The sequence below is a fragment of the Bacillus sp. EKM420B genome (assembly GCF_011065565.1).
GTDB lineage: Bacteria > Bacillota > Bacilli > Bacillales > Bacillaceae > Bacillus > Bacillus velezensis.
In genome coordinates this window covers 666,039-689,759 of record NZ_JAAMNX010000001.1, presented here as the reverse complement: position 1 = coordinate 689,759, position 23,721 = coordinate 666,039, and the positions used below count along the sequence as shown (strand labels likewise).

Here is a 23,721-nt window from a genome sequence, read left to right as displayed (position 1 = left end):
TGGACCTATTATGCTAAGCTGTTTTTCACAAAGTCAACCAGTCTTCCGGTGCATTCTTCACGTTCAAATTTGCCTGAATCAAGTACGAGCTCAGGCGCTTTCGGCTCTTCATACGGTGAGTCGATCCCCGTAAAGAACGGAATTTCACCATTTCTTGCTTTTTTATATAAACCTTTCGGATCGCGCTTTTCACATATATCGAGGTCGCATTTCACGTAGATTTCATTAAATTCGCCCTCTGCCACAAGCTCTCTCACCTGATCTCTGTCCTCACGGAAGGGAGAAATAAAAGCCGTGATGACGATGGTTCCCTGCTGAACGAAAAGCTTCGCCACTTCCCCGATGCGGCGTATATTTTCCTTGCGGTCATCATCGGAAAAACCTAAGTCCTTGTTTAAGCCGTGGCGGATGTTATCACCATCAAGCACAATGACTTGATAGCCCTGTTCAAACAACTCGCGCGCTGCGGCGTTTGCAATTGTGGATTTCCCTGAACCGCTTAAGCCCGTCAGCCAGAGGATAGAGCTTTTATGCTTGTTTTTCTGCTGGTATTCTTCTTTCGTTATTGAGGCTTCATGCCATACGATATCACGATTTGTCACTCTATTTTCCTCCTTAAGAAACGCCTGCTTCTTCTTTCGTTTTCAGCCCTTTAATCAACACCTCGACAACTTCAGGACGGCTGAATTCCGCCGGCGGCATGACGCCGCTTCGCAGCATTTCTCTGACCTTTGTTCCTGACAGAATGACGTGGTCTTCTCTGTCATGAGGGCATGTTTTGGCCGTTCCCATGTTGCCGCATTTCTGGCAGAAGAAGCTGTGCTCGAATTTCATCGGTGTAATCCCGAGTTCATCCGCTGTAAATTGATCAAACAGCTCTTGCGCTTCATATGTGCCGTAGTAATCACCGACGCCGGCATGATCGCGGCCGACAATAAAATGCGTGCAGCCGTAGTTTTTGCGGACAAGCGCGTGGAAAATGGCTTCTCTCGGCCCCGCATACCGCATAGCCGCCAAAAACACGCCGAGGAAAACGCGGTCTTTCGGATAATAATGATCGAGAAGCACTTGGTAGCTTTCCATTCTGACATCCGCCGGAATGTCATCTGATTTTGTTTCACCGACGAGCGGGTTCAAAAACAGGCCGTCAACCGTCTCAAGCGCGGTTTTTTGGATATATTCGTGGGCGCGGTGGACCGGATTTCTCGTTTGGAAACCGACGATGGTTTTCCAGCCCTTTTCTTCGAAGCTTCGTCTTGTATCGGCAGGTTCAAATGTAAACTCAGGAAACTGCTTTGACGCTTTTTTAATTAATGTGATCGGCCCGCCGACATACGTATCGCCGCGTGAAAATAATTTTTTCACGCCCGGATGCGCGGCATCATCGGTTTTATATACGTGAACGGCTTCTTTTTGTTTATCCGGCGTATAAATATCTTCGATGTCGACGACGCCGTATGTTTCTCCGCCGTAAGTCAGTTTCACCGTGTCGCCGACGGCAAGCTCAGCCGCTTTTTCTGAATCGACCGGAAGCGTGATCGGCAGGGACCAGACAACCCCTGATGCCAGACGCATATTTTCAACGACTGATACGTAATCTTTTTCTGTGAAAAATCCTTCAATCGGGCTGTACCCCCCGATCCCGATCAGCTCTAAATCAGCGAACGAAATCAAATCAAGCTCAATTTCTTTGTGGACGGATGTAAGATCATACTGCTCATTCACCCGATTAATTAAAGTTCCTCCGTGCGGTGCTAAACTCATAATACATGATTCCTCCCAGTTAACAGATAAATAAACTCAGATTAATAGTTAAATGCCCCCGCCTTGTTCATGGACAGAGCGTTTCTCTTTTCGGATGGCTTTCATCAGACTGGCGGCTCCGCCAGCTGCCAAAAGTACGCTGGCCATCATAAAGATGGAATAATAATCTCCTTTTAACAGCAGGGAGACAAGCAGATACGAAATCGACAGTGACAAAAACGGTGAAACGACCCAAACTTTGAGCATCGTTTTCACGACTTCTTTATGAAAAACGTTCGGCCCGTTTTTGGCCATTCCGATACCGATAATTGATGATGATGTGACTTGCGCCAATGGGACCGGCAGACCGAAGACGGAACTGATAATGACAAGCCCCGCGCCGGTTCCTGAAAGCAGTATGCCTTCTCCGGCTGAAAATCTCGTAATCTTTTTCCCGTTGGTTTCAAGCACTTTACGTCCTAAAAGCAGAGCGCCGAGAGCGACAAAGATGCCTCCGTACAGCGTTCCTTTTGACACGCTGAGTACGCCTGCTGCCACCAAAGGGCCCACCGCATTTGCGACATTGTTCATTCCGGCTGAAAAAGCTTCCCAAAACCCCGCAAAAAGCAGCACAATCCCTAAAATCTTCTGTTTCCGTTTCGAAATGACTCGAATATTCAGAGAACTGAATACCTTCGATACGAGAAAGGTGAAACAGAACGCGACGAACGGTACGAGCACCCAAAAAATCACGATGACAAAAAGATGCTGTAAAAACAATACTTTGTACGCGACGCCGACACCGACAATCGCCCCGACAGTGACCTCACTCGTCGACAGCGGAATGCCGAGCACATTCGCCGTGAATAACGATAGCGCCGCCGCTCCGATTATAATGCAGACAATGGTGAGCGTAATGGTTTTTTCGGGAATGATTCCGCCGCTGATCGTCTTAACGACTTCACCGCCGCCGATAACCGCCCCTGACAGGACTCCGGCCGCGCAGATGATCAGCGCATATGTTTTCTTTTTAACGGCGCCGGACCCGTAAGCGACTCCCATTGATGCCGCGGCTCCGCTGGCTCCGATATTCATGGCAAAAAACAGGCAGAATAAAATAGCGGCTAATTCCATCGGGCAGCTCCTTTATTCATGCAGTCCGCATTCGGTTTTCGCCATGCCGTTCCATCTGCCGCTCCGCAAATCTTCCGCGGTAAACGCAGGTGAAGTGCACGGTTCACAGCCGATGCTCGGATACCCCTGATCATGGAGGATATTGTAATCCAGCTCATGCTTGGAAGTATATCTCCAGATGTCTTTCCATGTCCAATGGATCAGCGGGCATACTTTAATCGATTGAAACTTGTCGTCTTTATTCAGGAAATTCGTATTCGCCCGGCTCGGCCCTTGATCCCGGCGAAGGCCGGACAGCCATGCCGGATGCCCTGCGAGCGCTTCTCTTAACGGCAGAATTTTTCTGATGTAGCAGCACTGGTTCGGTTCTCTTTCCCACAGTTTATCTCCGTGAGCCTCGGCCTGTTCCTCGAGAGTAAGGCTGGGCTTTTTCAGGATAATGTTCAGCCCCGGATAACGTTCTTTCACTTTTTCGATCGTTTCATATGTTTCTTTAAAGTGAAGACCCGTATCGAGAAACACGATTTCCGCGTCTTTCTTTACTTTAGAAATTAAATCGATCAGGACGATGCCCTCAATCCCGAAGCTGCACGCGTAAACAAGCTGGTCTCCGTAGTGGCCGTATGCCCATTTTAAAACGGACAGCGCGCCTTTATAGGAATCGTCTTCCGGAAATGTAATCGCCGGTTCCTCCCATGTGTCATACGTTAGCATTTTTTCTTTCCTCCTCCCGGAGACAATCAAACAGCTGTTGTTCTCTGCCGGTTGTCTTATCCCTCAATCTTTTTTTCATATAAAAAACTTTCAATCCAGCGGAATGAAAGACAGTGACCCGGTATAGCCCTTATCTTCAAAATGCTGTGCATTTTTCTGGATGCGGCACCTTGCAATACACGCAGGTTGCCGGGCGTCATCGGTCCAGTCCCTCAGCCGCTCTTGATAAGCTTTTTAGATTTGTACTAAATTTTAGCACAATTCTAACAGAAGTCAACCCGAGTTTTTTGATAGGAATAATAAAACAGGCCCTGAGGCCTGTTTTTATTGTCATTATTTTTTAAACCAATCTTTTGACTCGGGATTCAGTTTCCATGATTTCAGTTTTTCAATGTCAGCTGAATGAATCGTACCGTTTTCAAGCGCGACTTCAATCAGCGTGTCATAATCGGTTAACGAGTAATAAGGAAGACCCGCTTTTTTAAAGGCTTCTTTTGCTTTCGGCAGTCCGTATGTAAAAATGGAAATGACGCCGAGGACTTCCGCGCCCTCTCTTTGAAGGGCCGCCGCAGCTTCAAGCACGCTGCCCCCGGTAGAAATCAAGTCTTCAATCACGACTGTTTTTTGTCCTTTCTTAATGGCGCCTTCTATTTGATTTCCTTTGCCGTGCGCTTTCGGTTTGCTTCTGACGTAGCACATCGGCGCGCCCGTACGGTCTGCGAGAAGCGCAGCATGCGGAATGCCCGCCGTTGCAGTGCCCGCGATCATCTCCGCCTCGGGGAAATGCTCCTTCAGCAGTTTGCCGAGCCCGTCCGCCACATCATTTCTCACTTTTGGATACGACAATGTCAGACGGTTGTCACAATAGATCGGTGATAAAATGCCGCTCGCCCACGTAAACGGCTCATTCGGACGTAAAAAGACAGCTTCAATGTGTAATAGATGTTTTGCGATAGCCTGTTTCATCGGCGAACGCCCTCCCATTCCAGTTTAATTGCTTCATATGCTTTAACGGGGTTTCCCGCTTTTGTAATTGAGCGGCCCACGACGATGGCTGACGAACCGTTTTCTTTCGCAAATGACGGAGTCGCCGTCCGGACTTGATCGTCAGCTGCGTCACTGGCCGTGCGGATGCCCGGCGTGACTGTCAGAAATGAAGGCCGGACCGCTTCATAAATGGCTTTTGTTTCATGGACCGAACATACCACTCCGTCCAGCCCGCACTCTTCCGCCATTTTGCCGTAGTGCACAACCGTTTCTAACAGCGGCTTTTGCAGCAGAAGCTCTTCCTTCGCCACCTGCTCTGAAGTGCTGGTCAGCTGAGTCACCGCGATTAAAGACGGACGTTTTCTGCCTGCCGGCGTGCCTTCTTCAAGCCCCTCAAGGGCCGCGCGCATCATGCGTGCGCCCCCTGCCGCATGCACATTGACGAGATCAACACCGAGGCCGGCCAGCCGCTTCATCGCTTTATTGACCGTAGTCGGGATATCATGAAGCTTTAAATCTAAAAATATATCACAGTTCCGTTCTTTTAATTGGTGAATGATGGCGGGGCCTTCCTGATAAAAAAGTTCCATCCCCGTTTTGACAAAGAGCCTTTCCTTTTCAAACAAGTCTAAAAACGTTAAAGTCTCTTCCCCTGATGCAAAATCAAGCGCGATGATGGGCAGGTTGTTTTTCATGTTTCCAGCTCCTTCCGATGCATTCACTTACAGATTGAAAGCCGTGTTGGCGCAGCACACGGGGGAGCTGTTCTATGATTTCCGGGCAGACGAACGGATTGACGAAGTTCGCCGTGCCGACGGCAACCGCACTCGCTCCCCCAAGAAGAAATTCTAATGCATCCTCTGCGGTCTGAACGCCGCCCATCCCGATAATCGGAATTTGAACGGCCTGGCTGACTTCGTATACCATCCGGATGGCGACCGGTTTGATCGCCGGGCCTGACAGTCCGCCCGTTTTATTTGCTAAAATCGGCCGGCCCGTCTTGAGATCGAGCCTCATCCCGATGAGAGTATTAATCATCGTCAGACCGTCAGCACCGGCCGCTTCAATCGCTTGGGCAATTTCGGTTATGTTTGCGACATTAGGCGAAAGCTTCACATACACAGGCACTGCGGAAACTTCTTTCACCGCTTTTGTCAGTTCGGCCGCCATGACGGGATCAGTACCAAAAGCAATCCCCCCCGTTTTGACATTCGGACATGAAATGTTAAGCTCAAGCGCATGCACATTCGGCGCTTGGCTGATGTGCTCGGCCACTTCTTTATAGTCGTCCACCTGAGAACCGGCGACATTTGCGATAATCGGCGTGTCAAATTGTTCGAGCCAAGGCAGCTCATGATTGAGCACATGCTCAAGGCCGGGATTTTGCAGTCCGATGGCATTCAGCATTCCCGCGCTTGTCTCCGCCACTCTCGGTGTCGGATTTCCGAAGCGGGCTTCGTTCGTCGTTGCTTTAATCATAATGCCTCCGAGGCATGATAAATCGTAAAATCCGGCATATTCTTTCCCGAAACCGAAACATCCGGAAGCGGGGATGATCGGGTTTTTCAATTGGAGACCCGGCAGATTCACCTCTAACATTACAGCGCCACCTCCTCAGCTTTAAATACAGGCCCGTCCAGGCAGACCTTTACATAGGATGTATCGCTTTCACCCGTGCGGCACACGCAGGCGAAGCAGGCCCCGATGCCGCAGCCCATCCGCTCTTCCATCGAAAGATAAACCTCTTTATGGCCGTACTGCTGCTTCAGAGCTTTCAGCATCGGTGTCGGTCCGCAGCTTAGCAGGACATCGAATTCGAGCTGCTTTTCACGGATGACATCGGTGACAAATCCTTTCTCTCCATATGTTCCGTCAGCCGTCGCCACATAGGTGTCTCCGTACGCACGGCATTCCTGTTCGTAAAAAACATCCTTTGCTGATTGAAATCCAAGCACATGAATGACGTTTACGCCTTTTTCCGTCAGGCGCTTTGACAGTTCCTGCAAAGGCGGAACCCCCACTCCGCCTCCGACTAACAGCGCGGTTTTGCCGGGTTCAATCCGCCGGACGGGAAATCCGTTGCCGAGAGGGCCGAGAACGTCTATCCTGCCGCCCTTTTTTTTCCCGGACAAAAGACGCGTTCCCTCACCGTCAGCTCTGTAGATAACGGATACTTCATCCGCGGCGAAATTGACGTCCGCAATGCTGAGCGGTCTTCTTAATAGCGGTGTGACCGCGTCACTCACCTTCAGATGAAGAAATTGACCCGGCTCGGTAAGGTGCCGGACAAGCTCTCCTTTCAGCACCATCTTATAAATCCGGTCGGCAATTTCTAAGTTGGATTGAACAGTCAAATGCGCTTTTTTCATATCGTGACTGCCGCCTTTTGATTGGTTTCGGATGCAGGCATATGATCCGCCCGGAATGTCATGCTTTCCAATACCCGCAAAATGGCTTCGGCCGTATCTAAAGATGTCAGGCAGGCGACTCCGTTCTCAACGGATTCGCGGCGGATTCTGAAGCCGTCTCTGGCCGGCTGTTTGCCCTTGGTCAGCGTATTGATGACAAATTGCGCTTCGCCGTTTCTGATCACATCGAGCAGATTTTTCCCTTCTTCGCCGATTTTCCCGACGACTTGAGCCGGAATCTGAGCGTCTTTCAAATAAGCCGCCGTTCCTTCCGTCGCCAAGATTTTATAGCCGATGGCGTGGAATCGCTTGGCGATCAGCAGTCCTTCTTCTTTATCTTTATCAGCAACGGTCAACAGCACTGAGCCGTAGTTCGGGATTTGAATGCCAGAGGCAATCAGCGCTTTATAGAGCGCTTTTTCCAAGGTTGAATCTTTGCCCATGACCTCTCCCGTCGACTTCATTTCAGGGCCTAACGTAATATCCACTCTTCTCAGCTTCGCAAATGAGAAGACAGGCGCTTTCACGAATACCCCCTGCTGTTCAGGCTGCAGCCCCTCTTGATAGCCGAAATCAGCAAGCTTTTGGCCGAGAATGACCTTTGTCGCCAGATTCGCCATCGGAATCTTAGTGATTTTGCTTAAGAACGGCACGGTTCTGCTTGACCGCGGATTTACCTCAAGCACATACACCTCACCTTGCGAAAGTACGAACTGGATGTTCAGCAACCCGATGATGTTAAGGCCTTTTGCCAAGGCTACAGTGTATTGTTCGATTTTTTTCTTAATGTCTCCGCTTAAAGACTGAGGCGGATAGACGGCGATTGAATCCCCTGAATGGACGCCGGCCCGCTCGATATGCTCCATAATTCCCGGAATAACGACTGTTTCGCCGTCAGATACGGCATCGACTTCGATTTCTTTCCCCGTCAGATAACGGTCGATTAACACCGGATGCTGCGGGTTGATTTTGACCGCATTTTTCATATAGTGAAGCAGCTCTTCTTCGTGATAGACGATTTCCATCGCCCGGCCGCCGAGCACATACGAAGGGCGGACAAGTACCGGATAGCCGATGGATGCAGCGATTTTGACCGCTTCGTTCACCGACACGGCGGTTTTTCCGAGCGGCTGCGGCACATTCAGCGCCTCAAGCGCCTGCTCGAACTTATCCCGGTCTTCCGCACGGTCTAAATCTTCAAGTGATGTACCGAGAATTTTGACGCCGCGGGCGCTCAATTCTTCCGCAAGGTTGATCGCCGTCTGGCCGCCGAATTGGACAACAACGCCTTCCGGCTGTTCCAAATCGATGATGTGCATGACATCTTCTACCGTCAGCGGTTCAAAATACAGTTTGTCTGATATGCTGAAATCAGTGGACACCGTCTCAGGGTTGTTGTTGATAATAATCGCTTCATAGCCTGCCTGCTTGATGGCCCAGACAGAATGAACGGTCGCATAGTCAAATTCGACGCCCTGTCCGATGCGGATCGGGCCGGAGCCGAGGACGACGACGCTTTTTCTTGATGTTACCTCAGACTCGTTTTCTTCCTCATATGTGCTGTAAAAATACGGGGTTTCTGATTCGAATTCCGCCGCGCATGTATCCACCATTTTATATACAGGCTTGATGGCTGCTTCTTTTCGCATTTGATACAGCTCTTGTTCCGGCATATTCCATTCCCGGCTGATATATTTGTCGGAGAAACCGAGTTCCTTCGCTGTCTGCAGGACGGCGAGGCTGCCTTTTTCCGCTTTCAGCTCGGTTTCAAAAGCGACCAGCTTAGAGAGCTTGTGCAAAAAGAATACGTCAATTGCGGAAAACTCATGAAGCTGCTCCACTGTGTAGCCTCTTCTGAACGCTTCTGCGAGATAAAACAGCCGTTCATCTCCGGCCTTTCTGATTCGTTTTTCCAAAAGCCCGTCAGAAATCTCTTCCGCATCCTTCAGTTCCAGGTGATAGACATCGGCTTCCAGTGAGCGGACCGCCTTTAACAGCGATTCTTCAAGGGTGCGTCCGATGGCCATGACCTCTCCGGTGGCTTTCATTTGCGTCCCGAGCCTGCGGTTTGCCGACTCAAATTTGTCGAACGGCCAGCGCGGGATTTTAGAAACGACATAGTCAAGCGCGGGCTCAAAAGCCGCATATGTTTTTCCCGTTACGGGGTTCATCATTTCATCAAGAGAAAGCCCGACTGCGATTTTCGCCGCAAGCTTTGCGATCGGGTAACCCGTCGCTTTTGAAGCGAGGGCAGATGAGCGGCTCACCCGCGGATTCACTTCGATAATGTAATATTGGAAGCTGTCGGGATCGAGCGCGAGCTGAACATTACAGCCGCCTTCAATGCCGAGCGCGCGGATCAGCTTTAATGAAACATTGCGCAAAAGCTGATATTCCCGGTCGCTCAAAGTCTGGCTCGGGGCAACGACGATGCTGTCGCCCGTATGGATGCCGACCGGATCGATATTTTCCATATTGCAGACGACGATCGCGTGATCTCTGCTGTCTCTCATGACTTCATATTCGATCTCTTTGTAACCGGCAATGCTTTTTTCCAGAAGGCACTGATGAACGGGGCTGAGCTTTAATCCGTTTTCGACGATCTCTTTCAGTTCCGCTTCATTAGAGCAGATGCCGCCGCCCGTTCCGCCTAATGTGTAAGCGGGGCGCACGATAACCGGAAACCCGATCCGGCCGACAAATTCCTCGGCTTCCTGTAAAGTGCGGATGATCTCACTTTCCGGCACCGGTTCATTCAGCTCATTCATCAGCGTACGGAATAAGTCGCGGTCTTCCGCCTGCTGGATGGCGGACAGCTTTGTGCCGAGCACTTCCACCCCGCATTCCTCAAGAACCCCGAGTTCAGACAGCTCGACGGCAAGATTCAGTCCGGTCTGTCCTCCCAGAGTCGGCAGGATGGCGTCCGGCCGTTCTTTTCTGATAATACGCGTGAGAAACTCCGGCGTCAGCGGCTCTATGTATACCCGATCAGCCATTTCCGTATCCGTCATAATCGTTGCCGGATTCGAGTTGACGAGAATGACTTCATAGCCTTCTTCCTTTAAAGCGAGACACGCCTGTGTGCCCGCATAATCAAATTCCGCCGCCTGTCCGATAATAATCGGGCCTGATCCGATCACTAAAATCTTTTTAATATCTACGCGTTTTGGCATACCGCTTCCCCTTCTTTCTCAGTTGTTTCGATCAAGTCAATGAATCTGTCAAATAAGTGATTGGCGTCTTCCGGTCCCGGTGAAGCTTCAGGGTGGTACTGAACCGTAAATGCCGGCAATGTTTTATGCTTGAGTCCTTCGATCGTTTGATCATTGATCGCAATGTGCGTCACTTCAAGCTCTGTCTCATCTATTGAAGAAACTGTATATCCGTGGTTTTGGGCTGTTAAAGCGACTTTCCCTGTCGCAAGCTCTTTAACCGGATGATTGGAACCCCTGTGTCCGAATTTCATTTTTTCCGTTTCCGCTCCCGATGCCAGCGCAAATAATTGATGGCCGAGACAGATTCCGAATAACGGCACCTTCCCGAGTATGCCTTTTATCATTTCAATGGCTTCCGGCACATCTTTCGGATCTCCGGGTCCGTTAGAAAGCATGATGCCGTCCGGCTTGAGCTGAAGCACTTCTTCCGCCGTTACATTGTACGGTACAACGATGACATCGCATTTTCTTTTGTTTAACTCTCTTAAGATGCCGTGCTTCATACCGAAATCGACGAGCACGATGCGTTTGCCGCGGCCCGGACTCGGATATGCCGTTTTCGCCGATACTTGAGCGACTTGATTTCTCGGCAGTTCCGTTTCTTTCAGCCTTGCAAGAACCTCTCCGACATTCTCCTCACTTGAAGCAAACGTTCCTTTTAATGCCCCGGCCGTGCGGATCATTCTGGTGAGTTTTCGCGTGTCGATCCCTTGTAAGCCGGGAATATTTTTCATTTTCAGATACTCATCAAGCGTGTAAGCCGAGCGCCAGTTGGAAGGCAGCTCGCACAGTTCTTTTATGATCAGCCCTTTTACAAAAGGAGTGATAGATTCAAAGTCATCTCTGTTAATTCCGTAGTTGCCGATCAGCGGATACGTCAGCGTCACTATCTGCCCGCAGTAAGAAGGGTCTGATAAAATTTCCTGATAACCGGTCATTCCCGTGTTGAATACGACTTCACCCGCGGTATGCTCCAGGCTCCCGAATGCTTCACCCTCAAATACCGCTCCATTTTCCAGCACTAGTCTTCTTTTCATTTGACGAGTCTCCCTTCTTCATATGCAAGCTTACCGGCAGCCATCGTTGCAACAGGCCAGCCGAAGCACTTCATCTTGTTGAATGGCGTATTTTTTCCTTTAGATAAAAATGTATCTTTGTCAATGGCCGCTTCTTTTTCCAGATCAATCAGGGTGATGTCAGCCGGCGCCCCCGGTGCAAGCGTTCCGTACGGAAGACCGAATGCCTCGCAAGGTTTTACCGTCATGAAATCAACCAGCTGCTTCAGCGTCCACGCCCCGTTTTTCACAAAATGTGTGTACAGAAGCGGAAAGGCAGTTTCTAAACCGACGATACCGAAAGGCGCAAGCTTCATGTCCGTGTTTTTCTCTTCTTCTGTATGCGGCGCATGGTCAGTGGCGATGAAATCAATCGTACCGTCTAAAAGCCCTTCGATCAGCGCCTCTCTGTCCTCTTTGCTGCGAAGCGGCGGATTCATCTTAAAATTGGTATCAAGTCCCGGGATATCTTCGTCACAAAGCAGCAGGTGGTGCGGCGATACTTCCGCCGTCACGCGGATTCCCGCTTTTTTTGCGTCTCTTACGGCTCTGACGGATTCTTTCGTGCTGATATGACACACGTGGTAATGGCAGCCCGCCGCTTCCGCCAGCAGGACGTCACGGGCAATATGTACCGCTTCACAAATGGAAGGTATGCCGTTCAGGCCGTTCGCTTTTGAAAAAGATCCTTCATGCACGCTTCCGCCGTAAATAAGCGAGTTATCCTCACAATGAGCGACAATCGCTTTATTTATTGAAGCCGCCCGTTTCATGGCTTCATACATCATTCCGGCCGTCTGAACGCCGACGCCGTCATCGGTGAAGGCGAATGCGCCCGCTTCATGAAGCGCCTCAAAATCTGTCATTTCTTCCCCGGTTTGTCTGATCGTAATGGATGCGTAAGGAAGGACCCTGACAGATGAGGTTTCTTTGATCCTGTTTTGCAGCCATTCCATCTGCTCTTTCGTATCCGGCACGGGCCTTGTATTCGGCATGGCGGCGACTGTGGTAAAGCCGCCCCGCGCCGCGGCTTTAGAGCCCGTCTCAATGGTTTCTTTTTTCTCCCCGCCCGGTTCTCTGAAGTGGACATGAAGGTCTACGAGCCCAGGTGAAACGAACAGTCCCTCAGCGTCGATCACCGTTTCTCCGTCTTTCGCTGTCAGAAGCCCGGTTTCCGAAATGAATTCACCCGTTACCCGGATATCCTGTACCGCTTTTTCTCCCTGTTCATTTAATATCCAGCCGTTTTTAATGAGATAAGACATAAGCCGCTTCTCCCCTTTTCACATTGGTTTGCAGTGCTCTTTTTAAGACCGCCATTCTGATATACACACCATTTTCCATTTGTTTAAAGATTCTTGATTTTCCGCATTCCACTAATGTTGTGTCAATTTCGACCCCTCTGTTCACCGGTGCGGGATGCATGATGATGGCATGCCGCTTCATGCTCTCCGCCCGCTTTGCGGTCAGCCCGTATGCTTCCAGGTAGCCTTTTTGGTCGGCTTCTGTCTGATGCCTTTCATTTTGGATGCGGAGCAGCATGACGACATCTGAAGCTTGTATGGCTTCATCCGTCTGAACACAGGTGCCGAAGGCGTTTTTCTCATCCTGCCACTGCGGCGGCCCGGAAAACAGCACACGTGCGCCGAGCCTTGTCAGCACCTCGGCATTTGACCTTGCCACCCTGCTGTGTTTGATATCGCCATGAATGGAAACCGTCAGGCCCTGAAAGGTCTCAAATTCCTCTTGAATCGTCATTAAATCGAGCAATGACTGAGTCGGGTGCTGGCCGCAGCCGTCGCCGGCGTTTAAGACCGGAATATTGACTCTGCCGGTCAGATCTTTGTAATATTCATCCGTGCTGTGCCTGATGACGCAGGCATCCGCTCCGATTGATTCCAGTGTTTTGACCGTGTCGTATAAGGACTCGCCTTTTTGAACGCTTGTGCTCGTGCCGTCTAAGCTGAGCACGTTCATCCCGAGTTTTTTTTCCGCCACTTCAAAGCTGAACCGCGTTCTCGTGCTCGGTTCAAAAAACAGATTCGCAACGAATTTTCCCGCGAGATCGGGACGGACTGTACCCTCTTTTATCGCTTTTGCCTCTCGCAGCAGTTCTGTAATTTCAGCCGCGCTCAGTTCAGACATCGCCGTTAAATGATTCATGTTTTTTCTCCTCCGTTTCCGCTTGAAGGCCGTAAAAAACACCCCGGTCTATAGACTCGGGGTGCGGTTAAAGAGAGAAGAGCCGTACAGCTTCTTCCCGTTATAACCCTTCCAAGCCTCTCTGGACTTTCTTTAAAAGGTTTACATATGATTTTGTTTTTCTGATGCAATCGCGTCTTCTTCATTTGCATGCGGCAGGATAAGGTTCAGGATGACTCCGACGATTGCCGCAAGCGCCATGCCGGATATTTGGAACCCGCCTTTTGATACTTGAATAAAAGCCCCTCCGACGCCGATCACGAGGATGACGGATGTGATAATTAAATTTCGCTTGTTTTCATAATCAATGTTGTTGTCAATCAGCATTCTCAAGCCGCTGGAGGCGATGATTCCGAAGAGCAGGAAGGAAACGCCTCCCATAACCGCGGACGGAACAGAGCTGATCAGCGCTGAAACTTTGCCGATAAATCCGAAGCACAGCGCAATCACTCCCGCGCCGCCGATGACAAAGACGCTGAAAACTCTCGTAATTGCCAGGACACCGATGTTTTCGCCGTATGTTGTCGTCGGCGGGCCGCCGATTAACGAAGCGATAATCGTCGCTACGCTGTCCCCCATTATGGAGCGGTGCAGTCCCGGCTTTTTAATGAAATCCTGTCCGACAACTTTACTCAGCACCATTTGGTGGCCGATATGTTCTGACATCGTCACGAAAGCGACCGGCACCATCGCAGCGGCAATGCCCAATGTCACTGACGGCGTGTAGTCTTTGAAAGGGATGATAAATTCAGGAACGGCGAACCATTTTGCATCAATGACCGGCTGAAAATTGACGATGCCCTGTGTCAGCGCAAACAGATATCCGCCTATAATGCCGATCAATACCGGAATCAAGCTTAAAAATCCCCGTAAAAAGATGGCGCAGATAATGGTGATGGCCAAAGTGACGCCGGCTACACTGAAATGTTTCAGGCTGTAAACGAGTTCCTTCGCATTCGGATCAGCATACATTGCCATATTGACGGCTGTGCTTGCCAGTCCGAGACCGATGACGATGATGACCGGCCCGACGACCACCGGGGGCAGCAGCTTCATCAGCCACCCCGTTCCAAGCTGCCTGATGAGAAGCGCGATCAGGCCGTACACAATTCCCGCCAGGAAAGCGCCGACCATGGCAGCCCCCGGTCCTCCCGTCGCCTTCACCAAGATAATCGGTGATATAAAGGCGAATGATGAGCCGAGATAAGCGGGAATCTGGCCTTTTGTCACCAAGAGATAGGCGAGTGTCCCGATTCCGCTCGTGACAAGCGCCACTGCCGGGCTCATTCCGACCAGTTTCGGCACGAGTATGGTTGAACCGAACATGGCAAATAAATGCTGCAGGCTGAATGACAGCCAGGACAATGGATTGGGGACGTCCCTGACTCCCAGGTTTACTTTTTTCTTACTCATGGCGTTTTCCTCCCGGTTGACTTTCAAATGGTATAAAAAAACCTCTTTGCTTTTTGCGCAAAGAGGCATACAAAGCCCGGCCGCGTCGATCCGCCCGGCTTTGTGTTTTAAAATCCTCTTTGCAAACTCTCTGGAATGCATTTAAAAAGGGTGATTATTCATTTTCGTAAATGGCGACCATATCAGTCTGATCAACTTCGCTCAGCTGAACCATCACTTTTTCAGCTTTTGAGGTCGGAATGTTTTTCCCGATATAGTCCGCTCTGATCGGCAGCTCCCGGTGTCCTCTGTCGACAAGCACGGCAAGCTGTATCGATGACGGCCGCCCGACATCAACGAGAGCATCCATCGCAGCTCTCACCGTCCGGCCGGTATAAAGCACATCATCAACCACAATGACCTTTTGGTCTGTGATATCGGCCGGAATGTCCGCGCCTTTTACAAGCGGCTCTTCATTGCTCGTTTTTTTTGTGAGATCGTCACGGTAAAGGGTGATATCGATTTCCCCGACGGTGACCGGATTTCCTTCAATCTGTTCGATCCGCTCGGCCAGCCGCTTCGCTAAATAAATACCTCTTGTTTTAATCCCTACAAGAATGCAGTCATTCATTCCTTTATTCCGTTCGATCATTTCATGGGCTATCCTTGTCAGCGCCCGCCTGATCGCCTGTTCGTCGAGAATAACAGCTTTTTGATTCACTCGTGACACCTCTCCATTCGTATATAAGAAGAAAAAACCCCTCCTGCCAGAGCATAGAGGGGTTCCTTTCCAGGACGAAGACACACATGTATCTTTTCTGTCCTATCCGTTATCCTTCTCAGCCTCTCTGGACTGTGTTAAAGAATCTATTCAGCTTGTTTTTATTATTCCAGAAAAGAAACTCGCTGTCAATGGCTATTTCTCAAATGTTCAATGAGTTTTTTCATATCTTCAGGAAGGGGCGCTTCAAACTCCATGTATTCGCCCGTCCGCGGATGGTCAAAACCTAATATTCCGGCATGAAGCGCCTGACCGTTGAAATCAATGGTTTTTCTCGGTCCGTACTTCGGGTCGCCTGCCAAAGGAAATCCGATATATTTCATATGAACACGGATCTGATGCGTTCTTCCGGTCTCAAGACGGCACTCTACGAGCGTGAAATCTTGAAAACGCTCAAGCACGTGGAAATGCGTAACGGCGTTTTTGCTGCTTTCTCTTGTTACGGTCATGCTTTGACGGTCTTTTTTATCTCTTCCGATCGGAGCGTCAATCGTTCCGTCATCATGTGAAATCAACCCGTGGACAACCGCTGTGTACTTTCTCGTCACGGTTTTATTGACGAGCTGATTAACGAGTGATTCATGCGCCATATCGTTTTTAGCGACCATTAACAGGCCGGAGGTATCTTTATCAATCCGGTGGACGATCCCCGGGCGCATGACGCCGTTAATACCTGAAAGATCATTGCAGTGAGCCATCAGTCCGTTTACGAGCGTCCCTGTCACATGGCCGGGCGCCGGATGTACGACCATGCCCCGCGGTTTGTTCACAACCAAGACATCCTGGTCTTCATAGTAAATGTCCAAATCCATCGGCTCTGCAAGCACGTCCAATTCTTCCGGTTCAGGAATGGTGACGTTTACCTGATCGCCGGGCTGCATTTTATAATTCGCTTTTACGGATTTGCCGTTAACGGATACCAGTCCCTCTTTTACCCATTGCTGCACTTGAGTGCGTGACCAGTTTTCTCCCGTTGAAGCCAAAAATTTATCAATCCGTTCGCTCTTTTGTTCAGGCTGAACGGTTATCTCAAATTGATTCATGTTATTGCTCCTTCTTTTTCCCGCTGTCAAACAGCATATGAATAAATAAAAGTATTACACCGACGCACAGTGAGGAGTCCGCGATATTAAAAATCGGATAGTGATAATCCACGATGATGACATGAATAAAATCCACCACTTCCTGGCGCGCCGCCCGGTCAATAAAGTTTCCGGCCGCACCTCCCAGCATTAAGCCGAGAGAAATTCCGAGTAACATCTGCCCTTTTGCATAACGCTGTATGTAATAAACGATTCCGATAATCACGGCGATGGTAATGACGTAGAAAAACCACATTTGGCCGGCTAAAATCCCCCACGCCGCTCCCGTGTTGCGATGAGATGTGATATAAAGCACCTGGTCGATGACAGGTATGCTTTGTCCCAATTCCATATGGCTGACGACAAGCCATTTGGTCAATTGGTCGGCAATAATAATAAAAAGAGCGATAAGATAATAAAGCACACACGTTCCTCCAGTATACAGTTACTTTTATCCTTTATGAATTTTATCAGTAAAAGATGCCGGAGTAAAGGCAGATCATAAGCGTATACAAACAGACGCTGTCACTCATACAGCGCCTGATCATATGCATAATCTCCGGTTACCCAGTATGGAAGGGTTTTCTTTTCAAATTGAGCGGGATAATAAAAATCATCAGCGGTTCTGGCCGTCGGCAGCACCGCAAGTTTTTCAATCGGAATGGGGGCGCCTGTTTTTTCACAATAACCGTACGTATTGTTTTCAAACTTAGACAGGGCAAGAAGAACATCCTGAAGTTCTTCTTTTATATGATAGATCAGAGTTGCTTCTTGGTCGTTCATTGAAGGTTCAACAGATGCTGACATTTGAAAGCAAGAATATTCGAATAATCTTGATTGAAGTTCTTCTTTCATCATGAGAAGCTCCGTGTGGATTGCGGTCAGTTGATCATTCATTCATCACAACTCCTGCTCTTGATGTTATAGCTTTATTGTTGCCCTCAGAGCGCCATTTGAAGCCCATAAGAATTTTCCTGCCGTTCTAATCGATGACATTGCTGGCATGTAAAAAAGCGCCCGGCTGACACCGGGCGCTTTCTCATTTATTATTTTTGATAATATTTTTCAACGATTTCCGCATTGCGCAGTGATAATGTCGGATATTTCGGATTGGCTCCGACATCTTTAGAAATTACGCGGGAACGCTCACACATCTGGCCTTCCGCTTTTTCTACGGTCATTTTTCCTGTTGTGAAGCTTTGCGCGTTTTCCGGCGCTTCACTTTCGTCTTTTACTGTCAGTTCTGAGACGATAAACAGCTGCGCGATGTTTTCTTTAATGGATGACAAGAGGTCGCGGTTTTCTTTGTTCGGATACAAAGTCAGGCTCGCTTCCAATGATCTTCCGATAATTTTTTCGTTACGGGCTGTTTCCAAAGCTTTCAGCACGTCGTTTCGAAGCTCCATGAAGCGGTCGAATTTTTCTTCTGTCGCTTGACTGTCCGGAACAGCAATGGTTTCCGGCATATCTGTCAGCTGCACGCTCGCTTCTTCAACAAATGATAAGTGAGACCACATTTCATCCGCCGTATGCGGGAGAATCGGCGCCGTCAGCTTCACTAACGCCAGCAGCGTTTCATAAAAGACAGTCTGCATGCTGCGGCGGTCCGGATGATCCGCATGCTCGATGTACACAACATCTTTTGCAAAATCAAGATAGAATGAGCTGAGCTCGATCGTACAGAAATTGTGAATGCTGTGATAAACAACCGCAAATTCGTATTCATCGTACGCTTTTTTCACCTTATCGATCAGCTTATTCAGCTTGATCAGCATATATTGATCCACTTCGCGGAGATCTTTTACATCCACGGCATTGACGCTTGGATCGAAATCGAACAGGTTGCCGTGAAGGAAGCGGAACGTGTTGCGGACTTTCCGGTATACTTCCGCGACCTGCTTCAGAATATCTTCAGAAACCGGGTGATCGGCCTGATAGTTTACGGAAGATACCCATAAACGCAGAATTTCAGCTCCAAGCTGTTTTGCGATTTTTGTCGGGTCAATCGTATTGCCGAGTGATTTACTCATTTTACGGCCGTTTGCATCAAGTGTAAATCCGTGGCTTAATACGCCTTTATACGGCGCTTTGCCGGTGACTGCAACAGCGGTGGAAAGAGATGAGTTAAACCAGCCGCGGTATTGGTCAGAGCCTTCAAGGTATAAATCAGCCGGACGGACAAGATCATCTCGTTCTTCAAGAACAGCCTGATGGGAAGAACCCGAATCAAACCATACATCCATAATGTCTTGCTCTTTCGTGAAGATTCCGTTCGGGCTTCCCGGATGTGTAAATCCTTCCGGCAGGAGGTCTTTTGCCTCTCTTTCAAACCAGACGTTTGAGCCGTGCTGTTTGAACAGCTCAGACACGTGTTCAATCGTTTCGTCAGTGATGATCGGCTCACCGTTTTCTGCATAAAATACCGGGATCGGAACACCCCACACGCGCTGCCTTGAGATACACCAGTCACCGCGGTCGCGCACCATGTTGTAAAGGCGCTGTTCGCCCCACTCCGGCACCCACTTCGTTTGTTTGATGGCATCAAGCAGATCGGATCTGAAATCTTTAATTGACGCAAACCATTGCGCTGTCGCTCTGAAGATGGTCGGTTTTTTCGTTCTCCAGTCATGCGGATAGGAGTGTGTAATAAACTCGAGTTTCAAGAGCGCGCCGTTTTCTTCAAGCTTCTCTGTGATCGGTTTATTGGCTTTATCGTAAAACATTCCTTCAAAGCCCGGCGCTTCGTCGGTCATGTTTCCTTTTTCATCAACGGGGCACAGTACTTCTAAGCCGTACTTTTGGCCGACGATAAAGTCATCTTCCCCGTGGCCCGGGGCAGTATGAACACAGCCTGTTCCGGCATCGGTTGTGACGTGGTCACCGAGCATGACGAGTGAATCTCTGCCGTACAGCGGATGTTCTGCAGTGATGTATTCTAATTCTCTGCCTTTATATGATGCGACAACTTCAGGATTTTCAAAGCCGCATGCCTCCGCTACATTTTCGATCAGTTCAGCCGCCACTACATAACGCTTGTCTCCAACCTTGATGACATTGTATTCAAGATCAGGATGAACGGAAATTCCGAGGTTGGCAGGCATCGTCCACGGCGTCGTCGTCCAGATGATGAAGCTTTCTCCGTTTTCCAGAACGCCTTTACCGTCTTTCACCTTAAACGCAACATAAATAGACGCGGAACGTTTGTCCTGATATTCAATTTCCGCTTCTGCTAAGGCAGATTCACTTGAAGGCGACCAGTTGACCGGCTTCAGACCTTTATAAATATAGCCTCTTTTCGCCATCTCGCCGAAAACGCGGATCTGCTGCGCTTCAAATTCAGGCTGAAGCGTAACATACGGGTTTTCCCAATCGCCTCTGACGCCGAGACGCTTGAATTGTTCGCGCTGTCTTTCGATCTGCTGCCATGCATAATCTTCGCAAAGCTTGCGGAAATCAGCGACGGACATTTCTTTCCGGTTTACTTTTTTGTTTTTCGTCAGCGCCGTTTCAATCGGCAGTCCGTGCGTATCCCAGCCCGGCACGTACGGTGCGTTGTAGCCGCTCATTGATTTATAGCGGACGATGAAGTCTTTCAGGATTTTGTTCAGGGCATGGCCCATGTGGATGTCTCCGTTTGCATAAGGAGGTCCGTCATGCAGCACGAATTTCGGGCGGTCTTTCGTCCGTTCTTGAACAAGACGGTAAATGTCCTGCTCCTCCCAGTCTTTTTGCATGTCCGGCTCACGATTCGGCAGATTTCCCCGCATCGGAAAATCTGTTTTCGGCATTAACAGCGTATCTTTGTAATCCATTTTCATTCCTCCACAACATTTTTCAGAAAATAAAAAAAGCCCTCTCATCCCATAAGGGACGAGAAAGCTTATCTCGCGGTACCACCCTTTTAGAAAAAACGGATCATCCGTCTTTTCCTCTCGAACATCGTAACGTGATGGAACGTCCTTTCCTACTCTCGGTTCAGAAAGGAAACTAAAGGGCTGATCTGCATGATTCCGGCCATCCCGGGCTTACACCTTCCCCGGTTCGCTTTATAGCCTGTTTTGAGTCATGCCGGTCCCTTTCAATCGTCTTTTCATCTGAATTTATGAACGTATTATATTCGAACGGGCCGGAGAATGTCAAGAAAATCTGAAAATTATTCTTTTTCCTCAAATACCGCGTCGACTTCGTATTCCAGCAGATGATCCCAATCATCGTTCTTCAGCAGGTCGAGCTGCGCTTCAATCAGCATTTGGAAACGTGTTCTGAAGACTTTAGACTGTTTTTTCAGCTCTTCGATTTCCATTGCGATTTTTCTTGATTTGGAAAGTGACTCATTGATGATGCGATCGGCATTTTTTTCTGCTTCACGGACGATCAGCTTCGCTTCTTTCTGCGAGTTGCGCTTTACGTCTTCTGCTGCTTCCTGGGCTACGAGAATTGATTTATTCAGCGTTTCTTCGATATTGGCAAAGTGGCCGATTTTTTCGTCCAGCTCGTTCACTTTCGCCTCAAGCTCCGTTTTTTTACGGAGTGCGATTTCGTAATCTTTTCTGACCTGCATTAAAAATTCATTTACTTCATCTTCATCATATCCGCGAAAACCTTTTGTAAACGTTTTGTTATGGATATCATTCGGCGTTAATGGCATATTGCCACCTCCATTTTTACATTTCAGTACGGTTATCTAGTTCACATTATAAAACAAATACGGCACAGATGGAGAAAAAAACTGAAAAAACGACTCATTTTTGCCGTTCAAATGTAACTTTCCATTTGTCTTTTTTCGTTTTTCCGTCAACTTTTGCCAAACTGCATCGTCCGAAGCCGCGAATCGAGAGCATGTCCCCTTCAGCAACCTGATAAGACGGATCTTCAATAGCTTTCCAATTCACCTTAACGAGCCCGTTTTTCACAAGCGCCTGCGCTTTCTGCCGGGATTGCCTGCTCATTGAAGCGCAGACGGCGTCGAGACGCAATGAAGAAACCGTGTCATCCCTTATTTCGACATCTGAAGCGGGAATGTGAAGAGCGGAAAGCTCGATTTTCTCAAGCTTTACCGGCGCTTTGCCCGCCTTGGTCAGCTGAGTGCTGACAAAATCGGCGATTTCAGCGGAGACGATGAGCTGCACGGCTTCCTCTGAGAAAATCAGATCGCCGTATTTCTGCCGCTTTAAGCCGATCCCCATTAATGATCCGAGAAGAGAGCGGTGGTCAATGCTGACGAATTTTTCAGCGTATTGAACGTCAAAAGCCCGAAGCTCAAAATCATCCTGTTCAGGTTCCATATATTCAGGGTATAAAATCGCGCGTTTGCGCTCAGCTCTGTCATATCCTCCGAAAAACGCAAGACCGCAGGCGTCGCCGATAACAGCTTTTACAATCACCTGTTCCCTGGGATCTAAGAAATCAGTCAGCTTCATCCGATACTGGTCCAGGACAATCTGTTTCCATTCAAGCACCTGATCAATAAAAGGCCGCTCGTCTTGTCTGAAGTGCTGGTAAATATCGCTCATGTTCTTTCCTTTCTATGTAAAGAGGCTTGGCTGGTGCCAAGCCCGTATCAAACTGTCGCATTCAAGTATACATTGCGATCATGCGGTATAGGCCCCAAAGCCCCGTCGTGGCAAACCGAAGCACGATAATCGCTACAATCGGGGATATATCCAGCATGGCAATGGGCGGAATGATCCTTCTGAACGGCTCTAAATACGGTTCGCAAATCGCTGCGAGAAACCGTCCGACCGCCGTTTCTCTCGTACTCGGCACCCATGACATAAAGATATAGATGATCAGGGCAAACGAGTAGATGTAAATTAAATAACTCAGAACGGAAAAAATTTGATAAAGAATCATCCTGCTTTACCACCTCTGATGTTCGTCTTCATTTATAAGCTCCGAAATCGTGCCGGAAACGTCGACATTATCAGGCGTGCACAGAAAAATATCTGAACCGATTCTCTGAATGTCGCCGCCGATGGCGTAGACGGTACCGCTTAAAAAGTCGACGATTCTTTTCGCCTGATCATGCTGGATGCGCTGCAGATTAACGACAACCGCCCGCCTGTTCTTTAAATGATCGGCGATTTCCTGCGCTTCCGCATATACACGCGGTTCACTCAAGACCACTTTAGAGGATTTCTGAACACTTTGCAAGCTTACTACGTTCTGCTTGCCCTGCGGCTTCTGAGCGTAAGCAGGCTGTTTATCTTTCTGCTGTTCATGCTCTTCCTGATGATCCTGCTCCGTTTCAATGTATTCGTACTCGTACTCCTCCTCATCCATTGAGAAAAAGTTTTTCAGTTTATTTTTCATGCTCATTTGTTTACACCCCCCGGTTCATTTCCGACTAATGAAGAGCCGATTCTGATAAAAGTTGCGCCCTCTTCAACAGCGATTTCATAATCATTTGACATGCCCATTGACAGTTCCCGGCACGGCGCGTTTGTCTGATTCAGTTTTTGCACCTGATCCCTCAGATCACGCAATTGCCGGAAGCAGGCTCTGATCGTTTCTGTATCGTCTGTCAGGGGAGCCATCGTCATCAGGCCCTCTACAGAAATGTTTCTAAACTCAGAAAGCTCTCTGATAAAGGGGATGACCTCCTCTGCTTTCAAACCGTGCTTAGACGGCTCAAGCGAAGTATTCACCTGCACAAAACAGCGAACCGCATGCTGCGCCCGTTTTTCAATCTCTTTTGCCAATGACAGTCTGTCTAAGGAATGAATATAAGATACACGGTCAACGACGGCCTTCACCTTTCTGGACTGAAGACTGCCGATAAAGTGCCACTCCGGGCTTCCTTTGATGACTTCCTGCTTATGGATAAGCTCGGCATCCCGGTTTTCTCCCAGACTTGTAATACCGGCATCAACGGCCTCTTGAGCCCTTTCAGCTGATACGTATTTTGTAACCGCGATGACGGTAACATCTTCGGGGCTTCGGCCCGATCTGTTACATGCTTCGTTTATTCTTTCGTTTATATGTCGTAATTGATCAGCAACACGCAAG

23 protein-coding genes and 1 riboswitch are annotated in these 23,721 nt (G+C 48.9%); all 23 genes read right to left on the bottom strand.

Going from position 1 to position 23,721, the window contains the following annotated elements; translation table 11 throughout:
• Positions 1-8: 8 nt before the first annotated feature.
• Complete coding sequence (gene cysC, locus G9F48_RS03450; protein ID WP_003154363.1) at positions 9-602, bottom strand: adenylyl-sulfate kinase; 594 nt, start codon at positions 600-602, stop codon at positions 9-11.
• 13 nt (positions 603-615) lie between these two features.
• Positions 616-1,764 (bottom strand): sulfate adenylyltransferase, encoded by a 1,149-nt coding sequence (sat, locus tag G9F48_RS03445; protein ID WP_024085289.1) that lies wholly within the window; start codon positions 1,762-1,764, stop codon positions 616-618.
• Between the two features lie 48 nt (positions 1,765-1,812).
• Complete coding sequence (locus G9F48_RS03440) at positions 1,813-2,877, bottom strand: inorganic phosphate transporter (protein WP_101563001.1); 1,065 nt, start codon at positions 2,875-2,877, stop codon at positions 1,813-1,815.
• A gap of 12 nt (positions 2,878-2,889) precedes the next feature.
• Positions 2,890-3,591 (bottom strand): phosphoadenylyl-sulfate reductase, encoded by a 702-nt coding sequence (locus G9F48_RS03435; RefSeq protein ID WP_003154369.1) that lies wholly within the window; start codon positions 3,589-3,591, stop codon positions 2,890-2,892.
• 127 nt (positions 3,592-3,718) lie between these two features.
• Positions 3,719-3,823, bottom strand: a riboswitch (SAM riboswitch).
• 101 nt (positions 3,824-3,924) lie between these two features.
• The gene (gene pyrE, locus G9F48_RS03430; RefSeq protein WP_007611309.1) at positions 3,925-4,557 is read right to left on the bottom strand and encodes an orotate phosphoribosyltransferase; all 633 of its coding nucleotides are present in this window, start codon (positions 4,555-4,557) and stop codon (positions 3,925-3,927) included.
• Positions 4,554-5,273, bottom strand: coding sequence for an orotidine-5'-phosphate decarboxylase (pyrF, locus tag G9F48_RS03425; RefSeq protein WP_138092299.1), 720 nt, complete (start codon positions 5,271-5,273; stop codon positions 4,554-4,556). Before pyrF ends, pyrE begins: the two co-directional genes overlap by 4 nt.
• Positions 5,242-6,177: a dihydroorotate dehydrogenase gene (locus tag G9F48_RS03420; RefSeq protein WP_165409029.1), complete on the bottom strand. Its 936-nt coding sequence runs from the start codon at positions 6,175-6,177 to the stop codon at positions 5,242-5,244. Before G9F48_RS03420 ends, pyrF begins: the two co-directional genes overlap by 32 nt.
• A complete protein-coding gene (locus G9F48_RS03415) occupies positions 6,177-6,947 on the bottom strand; it encodes a dihydroorotate dehydrogenase electron transfer subunit (RefSeq protein ID WP_165409028.1) in 771 nt (256 codons plus the stop codon). Before G9F48_RS03415 ends, G9F48_RS03420 begins: the two co-directional genes overlap by 1 nt.
• The gene (gene carB / locus G9F48_RS03410; protein ID WP_071391856.1) at positions 6,944-10,159 is read right to left on the bottom strand and encodes a carbamoyl-phosphate synthase (glutamine-hydrolyzing) large subunit; all 3,216 of its coding nucleotides are present in this window, start codon (positions 10,157-10,159) and stop codon (positions 6,944-6,946) included. Before carB ends, G9F48_RS03415 begins: the two co-directional genes overlap by 4 nt.
• Positions 10,144-11,238 carry a carbamoyl phosphate synthase small subunit gene (locus tag G9F48_RS03405; protein ID WP_165409027.1) on the bottom strand — a complete coding sequence of 365 codons (1,095 nt, stop codon included), beginning with the start codon at positions 11,236-11,238 and terminating at the stop codon, positions 10,144-10,146. Before G9F48_RS03405 ends, carB begins: the two co-directional genes overlap by 16 nt.
• Positions 11,235-12,521: a dihydroorotase gene (locus tag G9F48_RS03400; RefSeq protein WP_071391857.1), complete on the bottom strand. Its 1,287-nt coding sequence runs from the start codon at positions 12,519-12,521 to the stop codon at positions 11,235-11,237. Before G9F48_RS03400 ends, G9F48_RS03405 begins: the two co-directional genes overlap by 4 nt.
• Positions 12,505-13,419: an aspartate carbamoyltransferase catalytic subunit gene (locus G9F48_RS03395; RefSeq protein WP_165409026.1), complete on the bottom strand. Its 915-nt coding sequence runs from the start codon at positions 13,417-13,419 to the stop codon at positions 12,505-12,507. The genes G9F48_RS03400 and G9F48_RS03395 overlap by 17 nt, the downstream gene beginning before the upstream one ends.
• A gap of 141 nt (positions 13,420-13,560) precedes the next feature.
• The gene (pyrP, locus tag G9F48_RS03390) at positions 13,561-14,871 is read right to left on the bottom strand and encodes a uracil permease PyrP (RefSeq protein WP_007409727.1); all 1,311 of its coding nucleotides are present in this window, start codon (positions 14,869-14,871) and stop codon (positions 13,561-13,563) included.
• Positions 14,872-15,025: 154 nt separating this feature from the next.
• Positions 15,026-15,571: a bifunctional pyrimidine operon transcriptional regulator/uracil phosphoribosyltransferase gene (gene pyrR / locus G9F48_RS03385; RefSeq protein WP_003154392.1), complete on the bottom strand. Its 546-nt coding sequence runs from the start codon at positions 15,569-15,571 to the stop codon at positions 15,026-15,028.
• A gap of 188 nt (positions 15,572-15,759) precedes the next feature.
• Positions 15,760-16,674 carry an RluA family pseudouridine synthase gene (locus G9F48_RS03380; RefSeq protein ID WP_003154395.1) on the bottom strand — a complete coding sequence of 305 codons (915 nt, stop codon included), beginning with the start codon at positions 16,672-16,674 and terminating at the stop codon, positions 15,760-15,762.
• Position 16,675: 1 nt separating this feature from the next.
• The gene (gene lspA, locus G9F48_RS03375) at positions 16,676-17,137 is read right to left on the bottom strand and encodes a signal peptidase II (RefSeq protein ID WP_003154398.1); all 462 of its coding nucleotides are present in this window, start codon (positions 17,135-17,137) and stop codon (positions 16,676-16,678) included.
• A 101-nt stretch (positions 17,138-17,238) separates the two neighbouring features.
• The gene (locus G9F48_RS03370) at positions 17,239-17,610 is read right to left on the bottom strand and encodes a TraR/DksA family transcriptional regulator (RefSeq protein ID WP_014304976.1); all 372 of its coding nucleotides are present in this window, start codon (positions 17,608-17,610) and stop codon (positions 17,239-17,241) included.
• A 149-nt stretch (positions 17,611-17,759) separates the two neighbouring features.
• Positions 17,760-20,525, bottom strand: coding sequence for an isoleucine--tRNA ligase (ileS, locus tag G9F48_RS03365; protein ID WP_024085284.1), 2,766 nt, complete (start codon positions 20,523-20,525; stop codon positions 17,760-17,762).
• A gap of 341 nt (positions 20,526-20,866) precedes the next feature.
• Entirely contained in the window at positions 20,867-21,361 is a 495-nt protein-coding gene (gene divIVA / locus G9F48_RS03360; RefSeq protein ID WP_003154406.1) for a septum site-determining protein DivIVA, read from the bottom strand.
• A 94-nt stretch (positions 21,362-21,455) separates the two neighbouring features.
• Positions 21,456-22,226, bottom strand: coding sequence for a YlmH family RNA-binding protein (locus G9F48_RS03355; RefSeq protein WP_003154407.1), 771 nt, complete (start codon positions 22,224-22,226; stop codon positions 21,456-21,458).
• Between the two features lie 61 nt (positions 22,227-22,287).
• Positions 22,288-22,566 carry a YggT family protein gene (locus G9F48_RS03350; protein WP_003154408.1) on the bottom strand — a complete coding sequence of 93 codons (279 nt, stop codon included), beginning with the start codon at positions 22,564-22,566 and terminating at the stop codon, positions 22,288-22,290.
• Positions 22,567-22,572: 6 nt separating this feature from the next.
• Complete coding sequence (gene sepF / locus G9F48_RS03345) at positions 22,573-23,031, bottom strand: cell division protein SepF (RefSeq protein ID WP_003154410.1); 459 nt, start codon at positions 23,029-23,031, stop codon at positions 22,573-22,575.
• Positions 23,028-23,720 (bottom strand): YggS family pyridoxal phosphate-dependent enzyme, encoded by a 693-nt coding sequence (locus G9F48_RS03340; protein WP_052585879.1) that lies wholly within the window; start codon positions 23,718-23,720, stop codon positions 23,028-23,030. Before G9F48_RS03340 ends, sepF begins: the two co-directional genes overlap by 4 nt.
• Position 23,721 lies beyond the last annotated feature (1 nt).

Excerpts from the sequence above, each read along its gene's own strand:
- pyrF (WP_138092299.1), bottom strand. The coding sequence starts at position 5,273 with ATGAAAAACAACCTGCCCATCATCGCGCTTGATTTTGCATCAGGGGAA.
- G9F48_RS03380 (WP_003154395.1), bottom strand. The coding sequence starts at position 16,674 with ATGAATCAATTTGAGATAACCGTTCAGCCTGAACAAAAGAGCGAACGG.
- G9F48_RS03435 (WP_003154369.1), bottom strand. The coding sequence starts at position 3,591 with ATGCTAACGTATGACACATGGGAGGAACCGGCGATTACATTTCCGGAA.
- G9F48_RS03420 (WP_165409029.1), bottom strand. The coding sequence starts at position 6,177 with ATGTTAGAGGTGAATCTGCCGGGTCTCCAATTGAAAAACCCGATCATC.
- G9F48_RS03355 (WP_003154407.1), bottom strand. The coding sequence starts at position 22,226 with ATGAGCGATATTTACCAGCACTTCAGACAAGACGAGCGGCCTTTTATT.
- G9F48_RS03415 (WP_165409028.1), bottom strand. The coding sequence starts at position 6,947 with ATGAAAAAAGCGCATTTGACTGTTCAATCCAACTTAGAAATTGCCGAC.
- sat (WP_024085289.1), bottom strand. The coding sequence starts at position 1,764 with ATGAGTTTAGCACCGCACGGAGGAACTTTAATTAATCGGGTGAATGAG.
- divIVA (WP_003154406.1), bottom strand. The coding sequence starts at position 21,361 with ATGCCATTAACGCCGAATGATATCCATAACAAAACGTTTACAAAAGGT.
- pyrE (WP_007611309.1), bottom strand. The coding sequence starts at position 4,557 with ATGAAACAGGCTATCGCAAAACATCTATTACACATTGAAGCTGTCTTT.
- pyrP (WP_007409727.1), bottom strand. The coding sequence starts at position 14,871 with ATGAGTAAGAAAAAAGTAAACCTGGGAGTCAGGGACGTCCCCAATCCA.
- G9F48_RS03395 (WP_165409026.1), bottom strand. The coding sequence starts at position 13,419 with ATGAATCATTTAACGGCGATGTCTGAACTGAGCGCGGCTGAAATTACA.
- G9F48_RS03350 (WP_003154408.1), bottom strand. The coding sequence starts at position 22,566 with ATGATTCTTTATCAAATTTTTTCCGTTCTGAGTTATTTAATTTACATC.
- ileS (WP_024085284.1), bottom strand. The coding sequence starts at position 20,525 with ATGGATTACAAAGATACGCTGTTAATGCCGAAAACAGATTTTCCGATG.
- G9F48_RS03440 (WP_101563001.1), bottom strand. The coding sequence starts at position 2,877 with ATGGAATTAGCCGCTATTTTATTCTGCCTGTTTTTTGCCATGAATATC.
- G9F48_RS03400 (WP_071391857.1), bottom strand. The coding sequence starts at position 12,521 with ATGTCTTATCTCATTAAAAACGGCTGGATATTAAATGAACAGGGAGAA.
- carB (WP_071391856.1), bottom strand. The coding sequence starts at position 10,159 with ATGCCAAAACGCGTAGATATTAAAAAGATTTTAGTGATCGGATCAGGC.
- G9F48_RS03405 (WP_165409027.1), bottom strand. The coding sequence starts at position 11,238 with ATGAAAAGAAGACTAGTGCTGGAAAATGGAGCGGTATTTGAGGGTGAA.
- sepF (WP_003154410.1), bottom strand. The coding sequence starts at position 23,031 with ATGAGCATGAAAAATAAACTGAAAAACTTTTTCTCAATGGATGAGGAG.
- G9F48_RS03370 (WP_014304976.1), bottom strand. The coding sequence starts at position 17,610 with ATGAATGATCAACTGACCGCAATCCACACGGAGCTTCTCATGATGAAA.